General features: G+C 65.0%; 18 protein-coding genes. 4 read left to right on the plus strand and 14 right to left on the minus strand.

Features of this window, described 5'->3' with window-relative positions:
• Positions 1 to 7 precede the first annotated feature (7 nt).
• The gene (locus tag ACSLUQ_RS10050) at positions 8 to 1,957 is read right to left on the minus strand and encodes a PAS domain-containing sensor histidine kinase (protein WP_461808424.1); all 1,950 of its coding nucleotides are present in this window, start codon (positions 1,955 to 1,957) and stop codon (positions 8 to 10) included.
• A gap of 309 nt (positions 1,958 to 2,266) precedes the next feature.
• Here ACSLUQ_RS10050 and ACSLUQ_RS10055 point away from each other — a divergent pair, with 309 nt between their 5' ends.
• Positions 2,267 to 2,749: a DUF5330 domain-containing protein gene (locus ACSLUQ_RS10055; protein ID WP_417773707.1), complete on the plus strand. Its 483-nt coding sequence runs from the start codon at positions 2,267 to 2,269 to the stop codon at positions 2,747 to 2,749.
• Positions 2,750 to 3,025: 276 nt separating this feature from the next.
• Positions 3,026 to 3,457: a SufE family protein gene (locus tag ACSLUQ_RS10060; protein ID WP_417773708.1), complete on the plus strand. Its 432-nt coding sequence runs from the start codon at positions 3,026 to 3,028 to the stop codon at positions 3,455 to 3,457.
• A 36-nt stretch (positions 3,458 to 3,493) separates the two neighbouring features.
• Here ACSLUQ_RS10060 and ACSLUQ_RS10065 read toward each other — a convergent pair whose 3' ends face one another.
• The gene (locus tag ACSLUQ_RS10065) at positions 3,494 to 4,282 is read right to left on the minus strand and encodes a DUF6456 domain-containing protein (RefSeq protein WP_461808425.1); all 789 of its coding nucleotides are present in this window, start codon (positions 4,280 to 4,282) and stop codon (positions 3,494 to 3,496) included.
• The gene (locus ACSLUQ_RS10070; protein ID WP_417773710.1) at positions 4,282 to 4,686 is read right to left on the minus strand and encodes a helix-turn-helix domain-containing protein; all 405 of its coding nucleotides are present in this window, start codon (positions 4,684 to 4,686) and stop codon (positions 4,282 to 4,284) included. The genes ACSLUQ_RS10065 and ACSLUQ_RS10070 overlap by 1 nt, the downstream gene beginning before the upstream one ends.
• A gap of 241 nt (positions 4,687 to 4,927) precedes the next feature.
• Between ACSLUQ_RS10070 and ACSLUQ_RS10075 the strand changes: the two genes are divergently transcribed.
• Positions 4,928 to 5,209, plus strand: coding sequence for a hypothetical protein (locus ACSLUQ_RS10075; protein ID WP_461808426.1), 282 nt, complete (start codon positions 4,928 to 4,930; stop codon positions 5,207 to 5,209).
• Positions 5,210 to 5,345: 136 nt separating this feature from the next.
• Here ACSLUQ_RS10075 and ACSLUQ_RS10080 read toward each other — a convergent pair whose 3' ends face one another.
• The 8 genes from ACSLUQ_RS10080 to ACSLUQ_RS10115 form a co-directional block, all read right to left on the minus strand.
• Complete coding sequence (locus ACSLUQ_RS10080) at positions 5,346 to 5,762, minus strand: Ros/MucR family transcriptional regulator (RefSeq protein WP_417773712.1); 417 nt, start codon at positions 5,760 to 5,762, stop codon at positions 5,346 to 5,348.
• A gap of 333 nt (positions 5,763 to 6,095) precedes the next feature.
• Complete coding sequence (mnhG, locus tag ACSLUQ_RS10085; protein ID WP_417773713.1) at positions 6,096 to 6,431, minus strand: monovalent cation/H(+) antiporter subunit G; 336 nt, start codon at positions 6,429 to 6,431, stop codon at positions 6,096 to 6,098.
• Positions 6,428 to 6,784: a cation:proton antiporter gene (locus tag ACSLUQ_RS10090; RefSeq protein ID WP_417773714.1), complete on the minus strand. Its 357-nt coding sequence runs from the start codon at positions 6,782 to 6,784 to the stop codon at positions 6,428 to 6,430. Before ACSLUQ_RS10090 ends, mnhG begins: the two co-directional genes overlap by 4 nt.
• Positions 6,781 to 7,257, minus strand: a complete 477-nt coding sequence (locus ACSLUQ_RS10095) for a Na+/H+ antiporter subunit E (protein WP_417773715.1) — start codon at positions 7,255 to 7,257, stop codon at positions 6,781 to 6,783. Before ACSLUQ_RS10095 ends, ACSLUQ_RS10090 begins: the two co-directional genes overlap by 4 nt.
• Positions 7,254 to 8,837 (minus strand): Na+/H+ antiporter subunit D, encoded by a 1,584-nt coding sequence (locus tag ACSLUQ_RS10100; RefSeq protein ID WP_417773716.1) that lies wholly within the window; start codon positions 8,835 to 8,837, stop codon positions 7,254 to 7,256. Before ACSLUQ_RS10100 ends, ACSLUQ_RS10095 begins: the two co-directional genes overlap by 4 nt.
• Positions 8,838 to 8,839: 2 nt before the next feature.
• Complete coding sequence (locus tag ACSLUQ_RS10105; protein WP_417773717.1) at positions 8,840 to 9,217, minus strand: Na+/H+ antiporter subunit C; 378 nt, start codon at positions 9,215 to 9,217, stop codon at positions 8,840 to 8,842.
• Entirely contained in the window at positions 9,217 to 9,636 is a 420-nt protein-coding gene (locus tag ACSLUQ_RS10110; protein ID WP_417773718.1) for a Na+/H+ antiporter subunit B, read from the minus strand. The genes ACSLUQ_RS10105 and ACSLUQ_RS10110 overlap by 1 nt, the downstream gene beginning before the upstream one ends.
• Positions 9,633 to 12,035: a putative monovalent cation/H+ antiporter subunit A gene (locus ACSLUQ_RS10115; protein WP_417773719.1), complete on the minus strand. Its 2,403-nt coding sequence runs from the start codon at positions 12,033 to 12,035 to the stop codon at positions 9,633 to 9,635. Before ACSLUQ_RS10115 ends, ACSLUQ_RS10110 begins: the two co-directional genes overlap by 4 nt.
• A 235-nt stretch (positions 12,036 to 12,270) precedes the next feature.
• Between ACSLUQ_RS10115 and msrB the strand changes: the two genes are divergently transcribed.
• On the plus strand, positions 12,271 to 12,681 hold the full coding sequence (msrB, locus tag ACSLUQ_RS10120; protein WP_461808427.1) for a peptide-methionine (R)-S-oxide reductase MsrB: 411 nt from the start codon (positions 12,271 to 12,273) through the stop codon (positions 12,679 to 12,681).
• A 38-nt stretch (positions 12,682 to 12,719) separates the two neighbouring features.
• Here msrB and ACSLUQ_RS10125 read toward each other — a convergent pair whose 3' ends face one another.
• The 3 genes from ACSLUQ_RS10125 to ACSLUQ_RS10135 all read right to left on the minus strand — a co-directional run bounded on the left by ACSLUQ_RS10125 (position 12,720) and on the right by ACSLUQ_RS10135 (position 15,190).
• Positions 12,720 to 12,989, minus strand: a complete 270-nt coding sequence (locus ACSLUQ_RS10125) for a hypothetical protein (RefSeq protein ID WP_417773721.1) — start codon at positions 12,987 to 12,989, stop codon at positions 12,720 to 12,722.
• A gap of 16 nt (positions 12,990 to 13,005) precedes the next feature.
• Positions 13,006 to 13,680, minus strand: a complete 675-nt coding sequence (locus ACSLUQ_RS10130; RefSeq protein WP_461808428.1) for a CerR family C-terminal domain-containing protein — start codon at positions 13,678 to 13,680, stop codon at positions 13,006 to 13,008.
• 64 nt (positions 13,681 to 13,744) lie between these two features.
• Positions 13,745 to 15,190: a M24 family metallopeptidase gene (locus ACSLUQ_RS10135; RefSeq protein WP_461808429.1), complete on the minus strand. Its 1,446-nt coding sequence runs from the start codon at positions 15,188 to 15,190 to the stop codon at positions 13,745 to 13,747.
• Positions 15,191 to 15,230 lie beyond the last annotated feature (40 nt).

Here is a 15,230-nt window from a genome sequence, read left to right on the forward strand (position 1 = left end):
TCCGCGCTCATGCGATGTCCTTCCAGGCGGCGGACGACCTGCCGGCGTCGCTTTCGGCGGCATCGGAAAGGCGCGCGCCCGGATGCGCGCCGCGATTGGCGCGCGCAGTGGTGGTCGACGCCTTCAGCGGCGCGCATGCCGCCGTGCCACGCGACCGGATCGCGCCTTCCGGCAAATTGGGAAGCAGAACGGAGATGCAGGCGCCCTCGCCAAGGCGGCTTTCAATCTCCACATGGCCACCGTGCAGGTCGGCCAGCGCATTGACCACGGCAAGGCCGACGCCGGCGCCCTCGCGCTCCTCCGCCTCGGCCAGCCGGACAAAGGGCTGCATGACCCGCTCGCGGTCCTCGGGAGCGATGCCGATGCCGGTGTCGCGAACGCCGAAGACGAGGCCGGCCGGTCCCTTGCGGGCGAAGACGACGACGCGGCCGCCCTCGGGCGTGAACTTGAGCGCATTCGAGATCAGCTTGAGCGCGATCTGCCGGCAGGCGCGCGGATCGGCAATCGCCGGGCCAAGCTGCAGCGGCATGTCGGTGGCGATGGTCTGCCGACGGGCGGCCGCGTCCGGCTCCAGCGCGCGGCGGCAATCGTCGAGGCAGGCGCGCAGGTCGAAACTTTCGGCATGAAGCGCGACATCCCCCGCTTCCAGCCGCGCCATCTCCAGCATGTCGTCGAGAGATCCGAGCAGGTGGCTGCCGGAACGATGGATCAGGCCAGCGTAGTCGGCGATGCGGGCTTCGTCGAGGCCGGCGCGCGGCATCGCCCGCATCACCTCCGAAAAGCCGAGAATGGCGGAAAGCGGAGCGCGCAACTCGTCGCCGACGGTGGCAAGGAAGCGGGCGCGTGCCTGCAAGGCGTCCGCGGCGGCGGCGCGCGCCGTGTCGCGCTCGGCCTCCGCGACCTTGCGCGCGTCGATGTCGCGCAGCGCACAGACAAGCGCCTTGCTCCCGGCGGGCAGACCGGCCAGCGGCAGCAAGGCCGGCGCCGGCGCGGGGTTGCAGTCGAGCGCCACCCAGCCGTAACCCGGACGGCCCGGGTCGCCCGGACGGCCATTGCCCCGACGCAGGCGCAGCTCCAGCGTGCGCGGCCTGCCGTCGGCCAATGTGTCGGAAACGGTCTTGAGGTAGAGCGGGCGGTCGGCGACATGCAGCCGTTCGAAGAAGCGCTCACCCTGGATGTCGACCGGCCCCAGGCCCAGCACCGCACGCACCGAGGGCGTCACCGACTGGAGCCGGCCACCGGAGAGAATCACCGCCACCGCGTCGCCGCGAAGCGCTGCGACCTGCTCGTGCCGGGCTTCCGCTTCCTGCGCCCGCTGGCGTTCCATGGCAAGTTCCTCGCGGGCGCGCAGGGCCAGCAGCGTTCCATAGAGAAGCGCGGCGGCGGTGGCGATCGCGGCGAGCGTCGTGCCCGAGGGCGCAGGGCCGACAAGAGCCGGCACGCTTTCGGCGAAGACGGCAAGGGCGGCGAGAAGCGCCAGCGCGAGAGCCAGCAGCGCCATGATCGTGCGCCGTGACCCGGCCAGCACCGCCTCCAGCGGCACCAGCGCCAGGAAGGCAAGCACCGGCGAGGCGAGCCCGCCGGTCATGGCGGCAAGCGCGGCGATGAAGAGGGCGAAGAACCCGGCCGAGACCGCTTGACCGCGCGCCAGTTCGCCGGTGCGCGAGACATACATGGCCAGCGGCAGGTGGGCGGTGAGCCAGGCGAAGGCCAGCGCCAGCGCCGGTGTCGTCGCACCATGGAAGGCAAGGCTAAGGGGCAGCAGCGCGAGCGCCAGCCCCCCGAGCGCCAGATGGCGGAGAATGAACAGCCGGTGACGTCGGCCGGCCAGCGCATCGCCGGCCACCTGAGGGTGCACCAATCCTTCGAGAAAGCCGCGCGCGAACGACAGCCCGCGCGAAAGGTCCGGTGTCATGTCGGTTCTGTCGGCACCCTTGCCGCCCATCGAAAACTTCATGCCGCGATGGTCACAGGAACGGTTTAAGGAAGCGTGAAACGCGGCGCTGCCGCGGGGCGCCCGAAGACGGGGATACGCTGAATTTCCACGACTTTTCCCCGACGTCGCGGGCTTGCGACAATTTAGATAAAATTTGAATCGAATTTTCGAAAAACACGACTCTAATTTGCCGAAAATGCTGCCTGCTGGCTCAACCGCGCGTTGGAAGGTGCGTGCTAGAGTGACTGCCATGACGGAGATCGACGACCGTTCCGCCAAATGAGAAACGGCGATCGCCTCCGCAGTGACAGGTTATCAAGGGCAGCAAACATGTACTTCCTTCTGAAGTCGGCCTTCTGGATCGGGCTCGTGCTCCTGATCCTGCCGATCGACACCGGACCGGAAAGCACGGAAACGCCGGGTCTCAACCCGGTCAACGCCTTCTTCGCCGCACAGTCGACGATCAGCGACCTCAGCGGCTTTTGCACCCGCAACCCGGCCGCCTGCGAAACCGGCGGCCAAGCCATCGCCCGCATCGGCGCCAAGGCCCGGGTCAGCGCGCGCATGATCTATGACTATCTCGACGAGGAGACCGGCGACGGCCTCGCGCCGGATACGACGGTCACCGGCGGAACCAACACGCTGACGGCCGAGGACCTTGCTCCCGAATGGAAGCTGGTTCCGGTCGCGGCCAACACCGAGCCGGCCGGCGCGCCGGCCACCACACTCGCGGCGGCCCCGGACCAGCTTGTCCCGCACGGCCCGGTCGCGCTTCCCCGGCCCAAGCCCCGCGCCAGCGACCGGCCGGTCTGACCCTTGCGGCCGCTTCCCCGCCGCCCGGCCTTTCGGGCTGACGGAGAAGCGGCCGATATCTTCCGGGCGGAGAAAAATCCTTCACCCGACATGCACTTGCCGGCGCCTCATGTCCCGATGCAAGCGCCAAACCCTTGGCGGGTTCTCCGCCCCCGCGGGCGAATTGCTGCCCTTTTCGCCCGCGGGTCTTCTTTTTCCCTGTCCCCGCGCGGTTTGCCAGACGCTGTCTTGCCTCTATATAAGAGCGCGAACCGACACCTGACCAAACGGCGCACGATGATCCCTCCCCTTTCCGAAATCCTCGACAATTTCGAGTTCCTCGAAGACTGGGACGACCGCTATCGCTATGTGATCGAGCTCGGCCGGATGCTGCCGGAATTCCCGGAGAGCGAACGCACCGATGCCAACAAGGTGCGTGGCTGCGCGTCGCAGGTGTGGCTCACGAAGACACTCCAGAACGGGAACGACAGCGCGCCGATTCTCGTCTATCAGGGCGACAGCGATGCCCATATCGTCAAGGGGCTGGTGGCCATCGTGCTCGCCACCTATTCGGGCCGGACGGCCGCGGAAATCGCCGAAACCGACATCGACGAAATCTTCGCCCGCATCGGCCTGAAGGAACATCTCTCCCCGCAGCGCGCCAATGGCCTCAAGTCGATGGTCGAACGCATCCGCGCGGAGGCCCGGGCCGCGCTGGCACACGCCTGAGCCTCGGGGGCCTGCGCGCGGGAGCCAGCCGCAAGGTCAGGCCCGCTCGGCGTAGCCGTAGTGGCGGGCAAGGCGCGTCAGCGCCAGAGACAGGATGATCTTGGCGGAGCGCGCCGGCCAGCCGCGCTCTTTTTCCACCTGCTCCAGCCCCTTCAGCTCGCAACAGACCGCCAGAAGAACCGGCGTCAGTTCCTGACCGACGGCGCGAAGCGCGTGCTCCACACGTTCGCGCGCGGCGACAGTCTGATCGCTGAGATCGGCGACCCCGCCGCGCCCCGCGCCGCGCCCGCCATCGATCCGACCGGTGGCGATCCCCTCCCATGACGGACGCGCCAGACCGGGCACGATCTGGCCGAAGGCATGGTCGGCCCGCAGGCGCTCTCCGGCGGCAAACTGCGCCTCATCGATCAATGAGCGGCCATCACGGCCGCGCCGTGTTCTCAGCCATGCGAGCGGGCTTTCGGCCAGGTTGACCTCGGCCATCAGGACCGCGCCACCGGGCTCTGCAAATCGGCGCGTGCCCCGCAGCTGATGTTGCACGCGAAAGCCGTCCGCCCCGCCCCGCAACCGGTCGAGACGGGCAAGGCCCAGGTCCGAGATCCGCACCCCCGCCCCAGCGCGCTCGACCAGCCCGTCCGACGCCGCCCGATCGAACAGCGCCCTTGAGCAGGCAAGCCCGCCGCCGCCTTCGAGCGGGTGGAGCGCCAGGTTCGCGCCCTCGGGGGAGAGCCGCCAGCCGGCGGATGCCCGCAACCTGCCAAGCAGCCGGTCGAGCGCACGCTCGCCAACATCCCCCGAGCGCGCGCTCGACAGTCCGTCCGCCATCACGCATGCCCCCGGCGCGCAGGAAGGTGGCCGAGGCTGGCTCCGATGCCTTCCTCAAGTATCGCCAGAAGCCTGTCGAAGGCTGCGTCGTCGCGGCGGTCCTCCACCAGCCGGCAGGCATGGGCGACCGTGGTTCTGTCGCGACCGAAGCGCGCCGCGACCTGCGTCAGCGACTGCCCCAGCAACACATGATGAAGATACATCGCGACCTGGCGGGCAAGCGCGACATGGGCCGGCCCCCTGCTCGCCCGCTCGATATCCTCGCGCGCCACATCGAACGCCGACATCACATAGGCATCGATGATCGTTCCCGCGCCACGCGGCCTCACAAGCCGCCCCCCACCCGCCGGCGCTCCCGGCTGTCCAGGCAATGCCCCGCCCAGGATCAGGCCCTCTCCAATCATTGCACACCCTCCAGACAATCTTAGGTTTATATTCCTATACAATTACGCGAATTTCTCGCGCAAGGGGATAAGTCCCCGTAGCCCGCCTCTCAGACGTGCCTCACGGCCGGGAAATTCCCGGCCCGCACGCACGGGCCCAAGATGTCTGTTCCAGGAACCGCAACCGAGGGCGACACGCGCAGTCCCGTGCCGGGGCACAGCCTTGCCCCAGCCTTCCGCGATACAGAAGGAACCGCCCACCATGACCGGAAGAAAAGACGCCAGCCCATTGCCGCTGCCGTCCTCGCCGGCGGCGGCAAGGGCGCTGTATCGGCGCGTCGTCACGCGTCTCGGCGGAGATCCGGGCGACAAGGATCCACTCTCGACGCTCGACTGGCTGGCAAGGGAGGAGCGCCGCGAGCTGGAGCGCGGGCGCGCGGGGTCGTGGATGTTCGACGCCAACCGCCTGGTGGCCTTGCGACAGGCACAAGCCCTGGCACGCCATACGCAAAATGTGACCGACCCAAAGCCTCACGGCGGATAGCCGCCGCCGTGGCGGGCGCGAACGCCACGGATCGCCCCTGTGTCAAAACGCAGAGAAGCCGTCGCGGCAGCGCCGCGACGGCTTCTCTGGACGATCGTGTTCCGGCCGGGTTACCCCAAGGCCGGGACCTGCTGGATCACTTGCCGCGCTTGCGCTGCTGGCCCAGACCCATCTTCTTGGCCAGCTCCGAGCGGGCAGCCGCATAGTTGGGAGCAACCATCGGGTAGTCGCTCGGCAGGCCCCACTTCTCGCGGTATTCTTCCGGCGACATGTCGTAGTGCGTACGCAGGTGACGCTTCAGCGACTTGAACTTCTTGCCGTCCTCGAGACAGATGATGTAGTCGGGCGTGACCGACTTCTTCACCGCGACTGCCGGGCGAAGCGGCTCCGGCTCAGGCTCGACCGCCGCGCTGCTCGTGCGGTGCAGCGCGTTGTAAACCTCGTTGATAAGGCTTGCCAGATCGGCAGATGCGACCGTGTTGTTGGACACATAAGCCGAAACGATATCGGCGGTCAGGTCAATGATGTTGTCGTCGGCGACTGTCTCAGTCATTTTCTACCCACCAGTTATGTCGGAACAGACAGGAAATAGACCGACAAAAAAGATCGGGAAATTGGCTCCGCGTACTGTGGCAGTACTGCGAAAACCACGATTCCATCCACGATTCTGCCGATCAAAAGGCATGGCAGTCGTATATATCGCCACTTCAATGGCGACAAGAGAAATCTTCCAGATTTCAATTGAACGAAATCGCATTCCGGCGCGATATCAACGCTACGTGTTAGTTTTCATCGCAGGTTGCACAAGCAGATTGCGAAGAATTCATGGCAAGAAACGAAAATGGCTCATGGCACTGCCGCAAAGCAGTGCCATGAAGGCGCTGCGTCAATCCTCGCCGCGCGGCATTTCATCGATATGCGTATCCGCGCAGGGGCGGTAACCGACCTCCAACGCAGCTTTTGCGAGCAGATGGGCGGCCACCGGTGCGGTCAGCAGGAAAAAGACCACGCCGGCAATCGCCCGGGTCACCACGTCGATCTCATGGGCATGGATCGCCAGCGCGATCAGCATCAGTCCCGAGCCGAGCGTGCCGGCCTTGGAGCCGGCATGCATGCGCATGTAGACATCCTTGAGCCGCAGCAGGCCGATGGCTGCGATCAGCGAGAAAAGCGAGCCGACGACCAGCACGATACCGACGGCGATTTCGAACAGCGGGTTCATCGGCCAGCCTCCCTTTCGGTGACGGTATCGCGGACCTCGTCGACAATCGTCGCGTCCTTGGCGCGCCCGCGATTGAGCACGAAACGGGCGAAGGCGACGGTCGCCAGAAACCCGACCAGTCCAAGCGCGATGGCAATGTCGAGGTAGAGATAATAGTCGGTCTGAACGCCGATGGCGGCGATGAAGCCGATGCCGACGGCGACCAGCATGTCGAGCGCAACCACCCTGTCGGGCAGCGTCGGCCCGCGCACGATGCGCACGACGATCAGGGCGAAGGACACGGTCAGCACCGCCAGCGAGATCGCAACGCAGGCATCGAGGAACTGGCCGGAGAATGCCGCGAGACTGCTCATCGGAAGGCCTCCAGAATCTTGCGCTCGAACCCGTTCTTGATGTCGTCGATCGTCGCCTGCGGATCCGGCACGTCGATGCAATGGATGTAGATGACCTTGCGGTCCTCGGACACGTCGACGGACAGGGTGCCCGGCGTCAGCGTGATCAGGTTGGCAAGCATCGTGATCTCGAAATCGCGGTCGACGGTCAGCGGATAGGCGATGATGCCCGGCTTCAGGTTCATGCTCGGCGACAGGACGATGCGCGCGACACGCAGCGCCGAAAGCACAAGCTCATAGATGAACAGAAGCGCCAGGCTGGTGACGCGCCAGACGCGCTCGCCATATCTGACGGTGCCGACCTGCTCGCGGATCAGGTAGAGCGCGAGCGCGCCGAGGGCAAAGCCGAACACCAGGTTGACGACGGAGAAGCTGCCGGTCACCGCGCCCCAGGCGAGCGCCATCAGCAGATTGATCAGGAAAAGACCGGTCATTGCGCTGCAACTCCCAGGACGGAACGGATATAGCCGGTGGGATCGATCAGCGTTCCCGCGCCCTTGCCCGCAAGCTGCATCATCGGCTCGGGCTGGACGCCCAGAACGATGACGATCGCCAGGAGCAGCAGGATCGGAAGCCAGACATTGGCCGCCGTCGCCCCCCGCTCGGGGACATGGAAGGCGGTCACCGTACCGTCTGCGGTTCCTTCCGCGCCACCGCGCCAGAAGGCATAGATCCACACCCGGCCGATGGCGATGGTGGTCAGCAGCCCGGTCACGAGAATGGCGGCGGCGATCCAGCCGTGGCCGCCACGCAACGCGGCGTCAACGAGGATCACCTTGGGCCAGAAGCCCGAGAAGGGTGGCAGGCCCGAGACCGCGAAGCCAAGCATCAGGAACACGGCGGCAAGAGCCGGGCTGACCCGGTAGAGACCGCCGAGCTCACGCAGCGAATAGGAACCGCCGAGCGCGTTCATCATGCCGGCCGCCATGTAGAGCGCGGTCATGACCACGATCGAATGTACGGCGTAGAAGATCGCGCCCGAGAGCGCCGGCGCCGTGCCGATGGCAAGACCGGCGAGCATGGAGCCAATGCCGGAAATCACCAGATAGCCAAGCAACCGGCGCAGGTCCGTCTGCGCCAGCGCGCCAAGCACGCCGGTAAGCATGGTGGCGATGGCGACGACCGCGATAAGATCGGCGAGCTCCACGCGCGCGTCCGGCAGCAGCAGCACGAAGATGCGCAGCAGCGCATAGACGCCGACCTTGGTGAGCAGGCCGGCGAAGACCGCCGCCACGACGATGCGCGGCGTGTGGTAGGAGGCCGGCAGCCAGAAGTTCACCGGGAAGGCCGCCGCCTTCATGGCAAAGGCCAGGAAGAAGAGAACGGCGACGGTCATCAGCGGGCCGCTGGTGCCGATGGCCCGTGCCTTGATGGCGATGTCGGCCATGTTGAGCGTGCCGAGGATGCCGTAGAGCAGGCCCGTCGCCAGCAGGAACAACGTCGTCGCGATGATGTTGAGCAACGCGTACTTGACGGCGCCATCGAGCTGCGCGCGCTCATTGCCAAGCACGATCAGGCCGAAGGACGAAATCAGCAGCACTTCGAACCAGACATAGAGGTTGAACAGGTCGCCGGTCAGGAACGCCCCGCAGACACCCGTCATCATCAGCATCAGGAACGGATAGAACCCGTATCGCCGGCCGGAGGAATCCACGTCCGAGATGCCGTAGACGGCCGCGCAAAGCGCGACAACCGAGGCGCTCAGGGCAAGCGTCGCGCCCAGCGCGTCGACGGTGAAGGCGATGCCGAAGGGGGCGAGCCAGTTGCCGGCGACCATCGTCAGAACGCCATGATCGAGCACCCGCAGGAGCAGGCTGGCGCAGACAACCACCAGCAGCGTCAGCACGGTGATGGCGATCGCCGGCTGGATCCTGGTGTTCTTGCGCGTCATCACGCAGAGCGCGCCACCCATGGCGGTGAGCACGAGCGGGGCCACCATCAGCCAGTCGGCGGCGGCCACCGGCTCCATGCTCATCGCATTGGAGATATCCACGGTGAGTTCGGTTGCTGCCATTCTCAGTACCCTTGCGGCGGCGAAGCTTCACCGGTCGGCTCGGCGACGCGCATCTCGCTGGCGTCATCCGTGCCGAGCTCCTGGTAGGCGCGGAAGGACAGCACCAGAAGGAAGGCGAAGAAGGAGAAGGAAATCACGATGGCCGTGAGGATCAGCGCCTGCGGCAGCGGGTTGGCGATCGTCTCGGCGGGAACCATCTGGTCCCCGGGAATGATCGGCGGAACCTCCCGCAAAAGACGCCCGGCGGTGAAGATCAGCAGGTTCACCGCATTGCCGAGAATGGCGATGCCAAGCAGGACGCGCACCAGCTGACGCGACATCAGCAGATAGACCGCGACGGTGAAGAACAGGCCGATCAGGATCGAAAGTGCGGCTTCCATCAGTCGCTCTCCCTTTCCTCGAGCGCGAGCGCGATCGACGTGATCGAGCCGACGACGACGAGATAGACGCCGATGTCGAAGAACATCGGGGTCGACAGCGCCACCTCCACGTCGGCCACCTGCACGTACCACCACTGGCTGGTCATGAAGGGCTGCCCCCTGAACAGCGACGGCAGGCCGGAGATGCCGGCAAGAAACACACCCGAGGCGGAAATGCTCATCGGGTGAAAACTGATCGCCCGCCGCACCGCGGCCACGCCACAGGCGATGCCGTAGATGGCGAAGGCCGAGGCGGCGATCAGGCCGCCGATGAAGCCGCCGCCAGGCTCGTTATGGCCGCGCAACAGCACGAAGATCGAGAAGAGCACCATCAGCGCCGCCAGATAGGGGGCGATGGTGCGAAAGATGACGGTTCTCATACGCGCGCCTCCTCGTGCTTCTCAATCGCCTCGTCGCCGGCCGCCCGGTCGAGCGCGAAGGCGCGCTCCCGTTTCGGCCGCACGCGGATCAGCGCCAGCACGCAAAGCCCGGCGAGCATCACGACCGAGATCTCGCCAAAGGTATCGAAGCCGCGGAAGTCGACCAGGATCACGTTGACGATGTTGCGGCCGTGGGCAATCGTCCGGCTGTAGGCCTCGAAGAAGTCCGACAGCGAGCGGTCGAACGGCATCTGTGTGATGCGGATCAGCAGCGCGGCGAAGCCGATGCCGACACCGGCGGCAATGACGCCGTGCAGGACGCGCGGCAGCATCGGCCGATGGTCGCGCGGCTGCAGGTTGAGCCGGGTCATGACCAGGGCCAGGATCACCACCGACAGCGTCTCCACCATGAACTGGGTGAAGGACAGGTCCGGCGCGCCGAAGAGCATGAAGATCAGCGCAACCGCGAAGCCCTGGATGCCCAGCGAGACGATGGCCGTCAGGCGGGTGCGGGCAATGAGCACCGCATAGAGGCCCGAGGCGGCGATGGCCAGAACGCCCCATTCGTAGAAGCGGAAGCCCGGCATGGAGATCGCCGCCGGCCAGTTTCCGGTTGCGATCAGCGGCACAAGCAGCGCCACGGCCACGAACAGGAACGTCAGCGTCATGTAGACGTCCATGCGCCCGCCCTGAACCAGCCGGGTGAAGCGCGTCGACAGTGTGACAATGCCGGCGATGAACTGGTCGAACCCACGGTCCGGCCCCCAGCCGATGGCGGAAAGCACGGCGGCGATGACCGCCCGCAGCCGGTCGAGCGAGAGATAGAGCACCACGCCGAGCGCAATCGTCGTCAGCGACAGGATCAGCGGCGCGCCGATGTGGTCGGGCACCAGGTGCAGCACCACGCCGGAAGGCGCGCCAAGGATCGAGGTCACCACCGGAGCAATGAAGAGCTCGCCCGTCGTATGGGCCAGCAGCGCGGCGGCAAGACCCGTGAGCGACAGCACGACGGGGCCGGCGAAAAGCAGCACCGGGCCTTCGTGGGCATGCTTGGGCGTCTCCACCTTCGCCCCCAGGAAGGGTTTGATGACGACAGCGGCGGCGATGACCAGCATCATCGCGTTGCCAAGCACCGCGGTGGCGGTGATCAGCATCGTCGCGGTGGACGGCAGGCCCGCGCCCTCGAAGGTGCCAGCGTACATGTACTCCTTGGCGATGAAGCCGATGAAGGGCGGCAGGCCGCACATCGACAGCGCCGCGAGACAGGCGGCGGCGAAGGTCACCGGCATGGCGCCTCTGAGGCCGCCGAGACGGGTGATGTCGCGGGTACCGGCCTCATGGTCGACGGTGCCGGCGACCATGAAGAGCGCGCCCTTGAACAGCGAGTGGGCGAGCAGATAGAGCGCCGCGCCCTCGATTGCCTTGTCCCAGCTCGTGCCCGTCAGCATGACGAGCAGACCGAGCGAGGCCACTGTCGTGTAGGCGAGCATCAGCTTCAGGTCGGTCTGGCGGATGGCGAGCAGCGTGCCGATGATGAGCGTCACGCCGCCGAACAACGGCAGGATCGTCGTCCAGAGCATCGTGTCGCCAAGCACCGGATGCATGCGCATCAGCAGATAGACGCCGGCTTTCACCATGGTCGCGGAGTGCAGGAAAGCGGAGACGGGCGTCGGCGCTTCCATGGCGTTGGGCAGCCAGAAGTGGAACGGGAACTGCGCCGACTTGGTGAAGGCGCCGCCGAGCACCAGCACCAGCACCAGCGCATAGAGCCCGTTCTCGCGCAGCATGTCGCCGGAGGCGAGAACGCCGCTCATCGAGGTCTCGCCGGTGAGGTTGATGATCAGCAGGAAGCCCGCCAGCAGCGAAAGGCCGCCGCCGCCGGTCACCACCAGCGCCTGCAGCGCGGCGCGGCGCGAGGCCGCGCGCAGATGATCGAAGCCGATCAGCAGGAAGGAGGTGATCGAGGTAAGTTCCCAGAAGATGAACAGCGTGATCAGATCATTGCCGAGCACCAGCCCGAGCATCGCGCCCATGAACAGGAACAGGAAGGAGAAGAAGCGCCCCTGATGCGGATGGCCCTTCAGATAGCCGCCCGCATAGAGAATGATGAAGGTACCGATGCCCGAGATGAGCAGTGCGAACAGCGTCGACAGTCCATCGATCAGGAACGACAGGTTCACCCCGTAGTAGGGTGCCCAGGATATCGCGGGCATGAACCGGGCGCCTTCGGCGACCTCGGGAGCCAGGCCCGCGAAATGGAGGAAGATGCCGGCCGGAACCAGCGCCAGTGGCCAGGCGGCGTTGTGGCCAAGGGCGCGCGTCAGGAACGGCGCGACGGCAGCTGCCACGAACGGAGCCAGAACGGCGATGAAAGTCGCCTCGAAACCTAGGAGCGGCATGGGCCTCCTCAGGAAAATGGTCGCACAACGAGAGCGCACAGGATCGTGATACGACCTTGTAAAGGCGCGCTGGTTAAGAAATTCGCCTCACATATAACCGCCACACTTTCCCGGGCAAGCGATTATCGGCACATTTCGCGAAGCTTTTCCGAAGTTTGCGCCGCCCCATTGCGAGGGCGGAAATACGTTCCTATTTGTGATGATCGCCCCCACCTTGACGAAGAGGACGCTCGACATGGCCGATGCTGCCAACAAGCCGAAACTCGAGAAGAGCGAAGCCGAATGGCAGGCGCAGCTTTCGCCCGAGCAATTCCACGTTCTGCGCCGTGCCGGCACCGAGCGGCCCTTTTCCGGCCCCTTCTGGAACACCTTCTCCAACGGCCTCTATTCCTGCGCCGGCTGCGGCACGCCGCTGTTTCGCTCGGACACCAAGTTCGACGCCGGATGCGGCTGGCCGAGCTTCTTCGAGGCGGTGACGCCGGATGCGATCACGGAGATCGTCGACCGCTCGCACGGCATGGTGCGCACGGAAATCCGCTGCGCCACCTGCGACGGACACCTCGGCCACGTGTTCCCCGACGGCCCGCCGCCGACCGGCCTGCGCTATTGCATGAACGGCACCGCAATGACCTTCGAGGAGGAGTGAGGGCGGCCAGGTCACATCCCTCCCCGGCGCCCCGCCCCTTAATCGTCGTGGCGGATGATGCCGGTGACCGCACCGGCGAAGATCGCCGCGACGACCCAGCCCAGGATCACGAAGACCTTCTGGGCGGTGTGGGTGAAAGCACCCCATCCGCCGCGCGCCGGAGACGGCGCCCAGGCCGCTTCCTGTCCCAGATCGACCAGCGGCAGCACCACGTCGACGGCGTAAAAGAGCGGATTGAAGGTCTCGTAGTCGCGCCCGGCGCCGGTTTCGGAGGACCAGTCCGCGGGGGCGCGATCTCTTGCGGACAACGAGATGTCGGCACTCTCAGTTTTCGCTGGAACCTGCGGATATCACAGCCATTTCGGAAATGACGTTTGCAATCTCTTCCACGTTCTCAAGCGACATGTCGGAGCTGCCCGATCGCAACAGATAGGACTGTTGAGCAACGGCAAATGCCAAAACCTGACCGATAATCGCATGCGCGCGTATTATGATGATTCCATCGTCCGCACGATGGTTGTTCAGTCGCGCAACAATACTGCTGACGGCTTTGTGTATCGGCTCGATGAAGCTTCGGAAAAGGAGATCGAAGTTTTCTGTTGGCCGAAGCTGCTCCCTGACGATCAAGATGGTGCGATCGGTCGACCGGCCGGGCGACAGGATCAGGAGCGTGAAGGCGCGGATCAGGGCGCGCAGGTTTTCCAGGCACAGAGCCCGCGACATCGTTTCGATCTCTGCGGCGGAGATTTGCAGCAGGCCCGTTGAGGCCAATCCATCCGCGATTTCCCTGGCGGTTTCTTCGAGCACGGCGGCGTAAACGCCTTCCTTGCCGCCAAAATGGTAGGGTATCGCGGCCTGATTGACGCCCGCTGCTTCGGCCAGGGTGCGTGTGCGCACACCGTCCATGCCGAACTCGGCAAAGAGTTTTAGTCCTGCATCAATCAGTTTCGCGCGTGTAATTTCCGAAGACTTGCTCTGGCTCTCGATCCTGCTGCTCATCGTCTGGACTTTTTATGTATTGGAAAGCGCCCAACCGTGAATTCGGTCAGGCGCCTGCCTTGTTTCAACCGGCTCTCATTACGTTGGTCGAGTTCTGATTGAGCTCAATGCCTCCATCGGCGCCAACGAGAACGGTTCCACCCAGATTTGCCAGATGCCTGCCAAACGCGCAATTCGTTTCAAAGGCGAAGGACATGCCTTCCTGCAGCGGCAAGTCGCGCCATGTCGTCGGAAGGCGCCCGATCGAACCGTAAGCCGACGCTTCCGGCAGAGATTCCGGCCCAGGGGCCGATCCAAAGCCAATTGGCCCGTAGGGATTGATGCTGTGGATCAGCGGATGGACATGCCAGCCGCCGGAGGCGAGCAAGGGCGCTTCCATGATGTCCACGACTTCGCCGAATGTGCGCCCGGGACGCAGGGCCTGAAGCCCTTCCTCGTAGCAGGCCCTGGCAACGGTCGCGGCGCGTTCAAACTCCGGATGCGCCCTTCCCACCGTTATCGCGGGTTGGTGCTGGGTTTCGTACATGCCGTAGAATGCGAAGACCTCGGCAAGAACCACGTCACCTTCTTCGATCACCCTGGGTGGTTGGGCGCGATACGTCCAGGGAGCCGGTCCCCAGCCGATGAACTCGTGTCCGGACCCGAAAAGGACCTCCGCGGTAAAGCCGGCGTTGCGCAGGCATTCGGCTGTGGTCGCGGCGACGATATCAGCCTCACTCACGCCGGGCTTGGTCGCGGCCCTCATCGCTTCGCACATCTTTTCACCGATCCCGGCGGCATGACGAATGAGGGCCAGCTCCTCCGCGCTATGCGCCGCGGTCAACATAAAGTACTCGCGATATACCGGCTTGAATTCGGCCTTGGGAAACGCCTCTCGGACTGCGTTCCATATGCCGAAGGGAATGGCTCCGTCGAAGTAGAAGGGCGGATAGGGCTCCAGACCGATCACACCGACCTTCCCTGTGAGGCCAATGCGATCCAGGAGCGAAACCAGGTGCGCGCCGCTCTTGCCCACATAGATCTGCTCGGGCTCAAGCCACTGCTGATCGCCACGCAAGCGGGCTTGCATGTGGTCGGATACGGCCATCGGAGCAAACGCAAGCACCACCGGCGGCTCATCTCCCTTGAAGACGACAATGGACCCCAGCCGATCATTGGTAAAATAGCTGTCGGGAGCGAAAGGGGCCGGAGCGGAGGACTCTCTGTCGCCATAGACAATGAGCCCCTCGACGCCGGCTTTCTTCATGATTTCACGTGCCGTTCCCCATCGCCGGTCACGCTCGGCGAGCGAAAGACGTGGCGCCGCATCCAGGTGCAGCGGCGCAGCACCCTCACTTGTGGTCGGGGTTGCTCTGGTGGCATTGGCCGAATGCAGATTGCTCAGCATGGCCGCCGCGGACAGTCCCAAAAAATCTCGGCGTTTCATGACATCCTCATGGAGACGTTGAACGCCTAATTCGTAATTCATCCGAATGAACAATTCAAATGAATTAATCATGCGTCCGGTCATATACCCCTGCTTGGCCCGGCAGGCTGACTTTCGAGAGGTG

This window comes from Stappia sp. ICDLI1TA098, from assembly GCF_054880955.1.

What these genes read in the sequence shown, in the direction of transcription:
- ACSLUQ_RS10050 (WP_461808424.1), bottom strand. Translation starts at nt 1,957, where the DNA reads ATGAAGTTTTCGATGGGCGGCAAGGGTGCCGACAGAACCGACATGACA.
- ACSLUQ_RS10055 (WP_417773707.1), top strand. Translation starts at nt 2,267, where the DNA reads ATGTACTTCCTTCTGAAGTCGGCCTTCTGGATCGGGCTCGTGCTCCTG.
- ACSLUQ_RS10060 (WP_417773708.1), top strand. Translation starts at nt 3,026, where the DNA reads ATGATCCCTCCCCTTTCCGAAATCCTCGACAATTTCGAGTTCCTCGAA.
- ACSLUQ_RS10065 (WP_461808425.1), bottom strand. Translation starts at nt 4,282, where the DNA reads ATGGCGGACGGACTGTCGAGCGCGCGCTCGGGGGATGTTGGCGAGCGT.
- ACSLUQ_RS10070 (WP_417773710.1), bottom strand. Translation starts at nt 4,686, where the DNA reads ATGATTGGAGAGGGCCTGATCCTGGGCGGGGCATTGCCTGGACAGCCG.
- ACSLUQ_RS10075 (WP_461808426.1), top strand. Translation starts at nt 4,928, where the DNA reads ATGACCGGAAGAAAAGACGCCAGCCCATTGCCGCTGCCGTCCTCGCCG.
- ACSLUQ_RS10080 (WP_417773712.1), bottom strand. Translation starts at nt 5,762, where the DNA reads ATGACTGAGACAGTCGCCGACGACAACATCATTGACCTGACCGCCGAT.
- mnhG (WP_417773713.1), bottom strand. Translation starts at nt 6,431, where the DNA reads ATGAACCCGCTGTTCGAAATCGCCGTCGGTATCGTGCTGGTCGTCGGC.
- ACSLUQ_RS10090 (WP_417773714.1), bottom strand. Translation starts at nt 6,784, where the DNA reads ATGAGCAGTCTCGCGGCATTCTCCGGCCAGTTCCTCGATGCCTGCGTT.
- ACSLUQ_RS10095 (WP_417773715.1), bottom strand. Translation starts at nt 7,257, where the DNA reads ATGACCGGTCTTTTCCTGATCAATCTGCTGATGGCGCTCGCCTGGGGC.
- ACSLUQ_RS10100 (WP_417773716.1), bottom strand. Translation starts at nt 8,837, where the DNA reads ATGGCAGCAACCGAACTCACCGTGGATATCTCCAATGCGATGAGCATG.
- ACSLUQ_RS10105 (WP_417773717.1), bottom strand. Translation starts at nt 9,217, where the DNA reads ATGGAAGCCGCACTTTCGATCCTGATCGGCCTGTTCTTCACCGTCGCG.
- ACSLUQ_RS10110 (WP_417773718.1), bottom strand. Translation starts at nt 9,636, where the DNA reads ATGAGAACCGTCATCTTTCGCACCATCGCCCCCTATCTGGCGGCGCTG.
- ACSLUQ_RS10115 (WP_417773719.1), bottom strand. Translation starts at nt 12,035, where the DNA reads ATGCCGCTCCTAGGTTTCGAGGCGACTTTCATCGCCGTTCTGGCTCCG.
- msrB (WP_461808427.1), top strand. Translation starts at nt 12,271, where the DNA reads ATGGCCGATGCTGCCAACAAGCCGAAACTCGAGAAGAGCGAAGCCGAA.
- ACSLUQ_RS10130 (WP_461808428.1), bottom strand. Translation starts at nt 13,680, where the DNA reads ATGAGCAGCAGGATCGAGAGCCAGAGCAAGTCTTCGGAAATTACACGC.
- ACSLUQ_RS10135 (WP_461808429.1), bottom strand. Translation starts at nt 15,190, where the DNA reads ATGACCGGACGCATGATTAATTCATTTGAATTGTTCATTCGGATGAAT.